Annotated in this window: 4 protein-coding genes and 1 pseudogene; 2 read left to right on the forward strand and 3 right to left on the reverse strand. The window is 44.5% G+C overall.

What is annotated here, in order from left to right; genetic code table 11:
* Positions 1 to 41 precede the first annotated feature (41 nt).
* The gene (istB, locus tag D9T21_RS08755) at positions 42 to 782 is read left to right on the forward strand and encodes an IS21-like element helper ATPase IstB (protein ID WP_123324632.1); all 741 of its coding nucleotides are present in this window, start codon (positions 42 to 44) and stop codon (positions 780 to 782) included.
* Positions 783 to 822: 40 nt separating this feature from the next.
* Here the strand turns inward: istB and D9T21_RS08760 are convergent, their stop codons facing one another.
* On the reverse strand, positions 823 to 1,272 hold the full coding sequence (locus D9T21_RS08760) for a hypothetical protein (RefSeq protein ID WP_206427250.1): 450 nt from the start codon (positions 1,270 to 1,272) through the stop codon (positions 823 to 825).
* Between the two features lie 286 nt (positions 1,273 to 1,558).
* Complete coding sequence (gene cadR / locus D9T21_RS08765; protein ID WP_105937005.1) at positions 1,559 to 1,948, reverse strand: Cd(II)/Pb(II)-responsive transcriptional regulator; 390 nt, start codon at positions 1,946 to 1,948, stop codon at positions 1,559 to 1,561.
* Between the two features lie 79 nt (positions 1,949 to 2,027).
* Between cadR and D9T21_RS22950 the strand changes: the two are divergent.
* Positions 2,028 to 2,351 (forward strand): annotated as a pseudogene (locus D9T21_RS22950) (cation transporter); the annotation flags it as partial.
* Between the two features lie 20 nt (positions 2,352 to 2,371).
* Here the strand turns inward: D9T21_RS22950 and D9T21_RS08775 are convergent.
* On the reverse strand, positions 2,372 to 3,424 hold the full coding sequence (locus D9T21_RS08775) for an ISAs1 family transposase (RefSeq protein ID WP_105933364.1): 1,053 nt from the start codon (positions 3,422 to 3,424) through the stop codon (positions 2,372 to 2,374).
* Positions 3,425 to 3,427 lie beyond the last annotated feature (3 nt).

Consider the following 3,427-nt stretch of genomic DNA (forward strand, 5'->3'; position numbering starts at 1 on the left):
GCAATGTGCGTGGCCCAAATAGTTACCACTAGGAGAACGACATGAATCAGCTTAATGAGCAACTAAGAACCCTGCGTCTTGGCCATGCCGCCAAGGGTCTTGAGCAACAGCGAGAGCAACTCTCCACCTATGCTGAGTTGACGTTCGAGGAGCGGCTTAGCCTGCTTCTTGAGTGCGAGGTACTGGGGCGAAGCCAGGCCAGGATCGAACGCCTGAAACGACAAGCTAAGTTACGTATTGATGCCTCACCCAATCAGCTTATCTACAAAGAGGATCGGGGATTAAAACGTATCCAGATAAGTGAACTATTAACCGGGAGCTACCTGCTAAAGCACCAGAATATCCTACTCACCGGACCAACAGGTGCCGGAAAAACTTACGTAGCCTGCGCCTTGGCAACCCAGGCCTGTGAGCAGACGTACAGCGTTCGTTACTATCGTCTTAGCCGTTTACTGGATGATCTGAGTTCAGGGCGGCTGGATGGCAGTTATCAAAAACAGCTACTCGCCTTATCAAAGAAACAGCTGCTGGTAATCGATGACTGGGGAATGGAAAAGATGAACCAGGAGCAAGCCGGTCATCTACTGGAGTTACTGGAGGATCGTTATCAAACAGCCAGTACAATCATGGTAAGCCAGCTCCCGGTTAAAGAATGGTACAACATGATAGGCAATGCAACGGTGGCAGATGCTCTGCTGGACAGGCTGATCCACAACAGCCATCGGATTGAGTTGGGAGGAGAATCAATGAGAAAGCTGGCACAATCCGGACAGATAGGATAAAAATAGGATTAGAGAAAAGCGAGGAAAACAGGCGTCCGGATTAAACCGGTGCTGGTGTCCGGATAAGCCGGAATATGCAAGGTATACCCACTTCTTGCTTAAAAAGATGTGTGAGACGACTTGGGGACAAGAAAACCTTCGATGATAAAAACGCCATATCGATTGCACAACCTCGCTGCGAAGCAATAATGTCGATGACCGCTCGTACCCGTTTATCCTCAGGGCGCGATGAAAGCGCAGGACTGTAGACTAGCCCTACCGCTTTATTTACTGTTTTCCATACTTTGTCGATATCGACGTCAGTAAATAGATGCTGAGAAATGGATCCCAATTCTTTGCCAGTAAGCGGCAGAGTATTAATTCCATCACTCCTGGCTTGACGTAAGGCAGTGAGAAATTGTTGGTTTTGTCTATCTTCAGGCTCTAAATAGATGACTACAATTTGATGATCCTGTGCCAAAACCTTGTGAGGGACATCTTCGAAAATCACAATACATTGTCCGGTGTGAATACTTTGTGCTCTGTAATCTTGAACCGAGATGTCTTTGTCTAAACTAATGCAAATTTGGACAGCATGATGTGCATGAACATTATTGTCAGGACTGACTCCGATGTAATCGCTTTGTAGGGCCACAAATGAATATGCATAGCTGCCTCAGAATCAAAAGTTCAGGCTAGTGTTTTTTGCTTCACAAATCTATACGCATGAAGAATGTTAGCCGATAGATACACGTTAAGGCGAGTGCGCACAGTGAAACTGTGTGCTTCTTACACTTTTAAGTGTGTAAATAATTTAAAATGCCACAGTCCCTAATGGTTTTGTTTTGATCACACTTTGACGCCATATTTTCGAGTGATGACTTTAATGCGTTTAGCTCTTCAATGCGAATAATGACGTCTGATAAATGCTTAGCTATTAACGTATTGATATTTGAACAGCTCTGATCTGGCCTCGAACGACTGTCCATTAGCGTTTTTACTTCCATGATAGACATATCTAATGAACGACACTGTTTGATAAACAGGAGTTGTTCAATAGTCCCCTTGTCGTAGACACGATAATTTCCACTTGAGCGCTTAAGCTCAGGCAAGAGCCCCTTCTTTTCATAAAAACGAATGGTCTGAATACTACAACCTGTCGTCTTTGCGACATCACCAATTTTCATTTTTTTCTCCTAACCGTTGACTCTATACCAAGTATAGACTTTATACTCATTTTATTCATCAGTAAAGAGTGTGTTTCCAATGAGCGGATGTGGGTGCGAAGTTGAAATAAAAGACCAGTCTCAACGACAGGTTTTGTATTGGCTTTTGGGAATAAACGCGACAATGTTTGTTATAGAAATGGGGATCGGGTTGCTTGCTGATTCAACCGCATTAATAGCCGATTCACTTGATATGCTCGCCGACGCAGTTGTCTATGGTGTTGCCCTTTATGCTATTGGTAAATCGCTATTGCACAAAGCGAATGCGGCTAGAATTAGCGGCTTTTTTCAGATGGCATTGGGTCTGTTGATTATCATTGATATTGTAAGACGGTCAATTTACGGTAGCGAACCTGTATCAGGATTCAGGGCAACCGCATACTTTTACCCAAAAATAAGCTCTGCTCTGAATTCATCGGCCCAGCCAGCCATTTTGAGTTTGCTTCTCATGCTGGCTTTCTTGGGGTGTAAACGAGCCATATTCAAACAAAACCGCCTAATCACTCCGACATTTTCCGCTCCGTCCTCTTTGCGTATTCGGCTATCATCTTCTTTGAACGTCACGTCTAACACCCAGTGGACTTTATTTTCGACTTCCCAGTGTGCTCGGATAGCCTGGTTGACCGCAACGGGGTCAATATCCAGTGAACTGATGTAATATTGCGTTTCAGTGCTCACCTCTTTGTCTTTAAGGTGGCGCTCTCGCTCTATTTTGATAACACTGCGTATACCTTTCCAGTGCTGTGCTTCACTTATCCACTCACTGACTCTTAGTTGCTGGCACCGGCGTACTTCAATTCGTCCATGGCCAGAATCAGTCTGTTCATTACAGGCAATCCAAGCGGGATTATCCCTCTCTACCTTATGGAAATAGGCGGCAATTTCATCGCGTAGTTGTTTGTGGTTGTTTTTGATGCAGAGCACATAATCTGCGTTCTCCGAGCTGATTTTCTCGACTATCTTTTTCTGAGAGTTCATGGCATCTGCACTGATAAGAGCGCCTTTAATATTAAGCGTGTCGAGTAGGTCCAATACCGAAGCATTCTCATTTTTCTTGCCCGATGACTTCAGTTGCGCAAGCACTAAACCTGCATCTTTGCTCCAGGCGGTAATGCTATGTAATGCCGTTTGCTTATCGCCATCGTAGGAATGACGAAGTGTCTTACCGTCGATGGCAATTTGAGGCTTACCCGTTTCAACACGCACTTCATTCACCCAATTCATAAAGGCTTTATTTAATTGTTCAGGGCATATTACTCGAACAATTCGGGCAATGGTATCGTCAACAGGAATGCCGTTTTCAAAGGGACGGTATTGGCGCAACCAATCAAGTTTATCTCGACCAAACACTTCTATATCGCTCCAACCCTCTGCTCCAGAAAGGACTGCACTCACAGTCAGAAATATCACATCAATAAAGTCATGTTGAACATTAATTTG

The organism is Marisediminitalea oceani, from assembly GCF_003731635.1.
Classification (GTDB): Bacteria; Pseudomonadota; Gammaproteobacteria; order Enterobacterales; family Alteromonadaceae; genus Alteromonas; species Alteromonas oceani.

What these genes read in the sequence shown, in the direction of transcription:
- cadR (WP_105937005.1), bottom strand. Translation starts at nt 1,948, where the DNA reads ATGAAAATTGGTGATGTCGCAAAGACGACAGGTTGTAGTATTCAGACC.
- istB (WP_123324632.1), top strand. Translation starts at nt 42, where the DNA reads ATGAATCAGCTTAATGAGCAACTAAGAACCCTGCGTCTTGGCCATGCC.